The sequence below is a fragment of the Ohessyouella blattaphilus genome (genome assembly GCF_024721265.1).
Taxonomy (GTDB): domain Bacteria; phylum Bacillota; class Clostridia; order Lachnospirales; family Lachnospiraceae; genus Aequitasia; species Aequitasia blattaphilus_A.
In genome coordinates, this window is the sequence record NZ_JAMXOC010000060.1 from 1 (window position 1) to 2,530 (window position 2,530).

Genomic DNA, 2,530 nt, shown 5'->3' on the forward strand with positions numbered 1-2,530 from the left:
TGCTCTGCTTCCGCCTTTTTAAGGTATGAAAAAAGACCCTTTCCTTGGGCCTTTGACTTTTTACCTTCTCTTAACTTAAGTGGTTGTGATACATGGATTGTCTTCCTATTCTTTACTTCTTCTAACTGACCCCTTAGCAGGTCAATGACCTGATCCTTTGCTTTCAAGGCTTCCTTTTGCGCGGCCTGCTGCTGAGCATACGCGGACTCAAATTTTGTTTCAATCACCTCCCTGATTATGCCGCTTTCCTTACTCATACCCTCTACTTCTTTTTCTAGCTCTTTTAGTTTAATCCCTAGTGGTTCTAAGTTGACTAGCTGCTCCCGCAAGTGATTACGTCTAAGAACTTTGATCCCTTCTGCACCAGCACCTTTTTCGACTGTCTCTTTGATACTGTCAATTGGTACCGCATCTAATAGTGATATAAGACATTCGTGTCTTAACTGCCACTGGGCTATTTCTTCCAATAACTCTCGTCCTTTATCCGTAACTCCTAGACCTTGGGCAACAGTTAACTGGACGTCCTTAATATCTTCTACTCGTTTGCTCAAACCTACCTCCTTTCGAGCACTGGTGTAACAAGCATTTCTCTAACTTTATTTTCCGCACCTTCTTTACTTAGTCGCCGAACAATCGCTTTCTCCTTCCTTACATCGTTTAACTGGTTCTGAACCTCTGCAAGGTTATCTAAAAGTAAATCATAAGAAACCTTCTCTTCAAGCGCCTCTAACTCATCAATCACCTCTTCTGCCTGATCATCTTCCCTAGAAACACCTTCCAGTAATCTTACTAAGGATTTGTATCTTAAGGCTTCCGGCTCTCCAAGAATAGCTTTTAGATTATGTTCCTTCTCCTTTAAGAGTCGCTCCTGATCCAAGACAATCGCCAGGCGCTCTTTCATAGCCGTTGGCGCCCGGATATGATTACGAATAATATACCTACATTCTTCTTGAAACTTATCCACCTTAAGCAATTCCCTTCGGACTTGATGGTTCTTTTTGTCATATCTAGAAAGAGTTCTAAAGTTGGCCAACCGAAACAAATTCCCTACTTTTCTCACTTGATAGCGTGATAGTTTTCTTTGTGTTCTGGCAAGAGACATAACCCTTGCCCTGTTTAGCGTCGGCGTGTAATTGGGACGATACGCTAGCTCCACTTGAGCAATCTTCTTTTTAATTCCTGCAATCTTATACTCTTCTCCTAAGCGAAAATCGCGACGGCCTTTCTCACTTCCGGGAGCGTAGTAAGTAATGTACTCACCCTCAGAACGAGAATTCCCCATGCGAAGCGTATACCCTAGCTTTTTCATCTCCTGAAGGTACTCCGAAAAGTCGCTTGCTTTACTGGCAGCGTAATTGATATCGTCCTTAATAATCGTTTTCCAAGTGGGACGTCCTCTTTTTTCAGCTAGATGCTCTGCATAGTGTCTACCTACTCGTTCTTTTTCATAGCTCAGTTCTTTTAGTCCATGCTTTCGACAAACCATATCTGTAATTGGCTGAATATGTTTTTCCCAGTCCCCCTTTCGGTATTGATACTTATAGCCACTGGTCCGGGAGACCGAATTAAAGCTTATGTGACCATGAATATGGGCATGATCATTATGAATGGCAAAGACATAATCGTAATGATCACCTAAAAACGCTTCGCAAAAATCCCGAATAACCTCATAAGCCTTTTCTTCATCTACTTCTCCTGGTGCAAAAGATATAACATAATGATAGGCTTTGCGCCCATCTAGCTTTTCGTACATTTTTTTGGTTCTCATAAAGTGATTGTAGATTTCCTCAGGCTCATTTCCCGAATTGCCGCCTACCCACAAGCTGCCACTGGTTTTGCTTGGCTCTAAGATGTAAACAAGGCTGTTATAAAGATGTGATGACTGCTTAAGATGCATTATCTTTGTTACCGCCATACACGTTCTCCTTTCCTTCTATCCGCTTCTGGTATTCCTCAAGCTTCGTACAAAAATAGGATAGCTCTGTTATAAGAGCTTCCCTATCATGCTCCCTATCGGATCCCCTGTTAATTCTGTTAACGAGAAACCGAAGAGCTGTACTAAGCTTTCGGATCTGATAGATAAGTTCCCTTGTTTCCTCTGCTTCATACTCCTGAGACATCGAAAGGACTTTGGTTCTAACATAAGCACTTAGATTAGCGGATCCTGACTGGGTCTTACTCTTATTATCAAGACCAGCTAATTCCTGAAGACGCTTTTTCTCTTTGCTTGTTAAGCGAATAATAAGGGTTTCCTTTCTTGCCATCTAGACCCTCCTTTCTGCATAAAAAAAGAGAACCTTTTCAGCTCTCTACCTACAGCTCCGATTCTAAATCTCCAAAAAGCAATAGCTCGTCGATTTCGTCTCGTGTTAGTTGACGGCGTTCTTCGGCCAACTCTGTTTTAAGATTTCTTTTACCTTCTGTCACCAAACTAGAAATGTCTATCCTCCCAATATCTTCCTTAAGACTTGCTACCATGGATTTTAAATCTATTAACTCCCCCTTAAACTCTGAGACCTCTTGTTTTAAC

4 protein-coding genes are annotated in these 2,530 nt (G+C 41.8%); all 4 read right to left on the reverse strand.

Annotated features, from left to right (window positions below):
* On the reverse strand, positions 1-551 hold a 551-nt coding region (locus NHH16_RS15235; protein ID WP_262070448.1), incomplete at its 3' end, for a hypothetical protein.
* Between the two features lie 2 nt (positions 552-553).
* Positions 554-1,915: a relaxase/mobilization nuclease domain-containing protein gene (locus NHH16_RS15240; RefSeq protein WP_262070449.1), complete on the reverse strand. Its 1,362-nt coding sequence runs from the start codon at positions 1,913-1,915 to the stop codon at positions 554-556.
* The gene (locus NHH16_RS15245; RefSeq protein WP_262070450.1) at positions 1,887-2,264 is read right to left on the reverse strand and encodes a hypothetical protein; all 378 of its coding nucleotides are present in this window, start codon (positions 2,262-2,264) and stop codon (positions 1,887-1,889) included. The genes NHH16_RS15240 and NHH16_RS15245 overlap by 29 nt, the downstream gene beginning before the upstream one ends.
* 49 nt (positions 2,265-2,313) lie before the next feature.
* Positions 2,314-2,530 (reverse strand): hypothetical protein (locus tag NHH16_RS15250; RefSeq protein ID WP_262070451.1); only part of this gene is annotated, 217 nt, incomplete at its 5' end.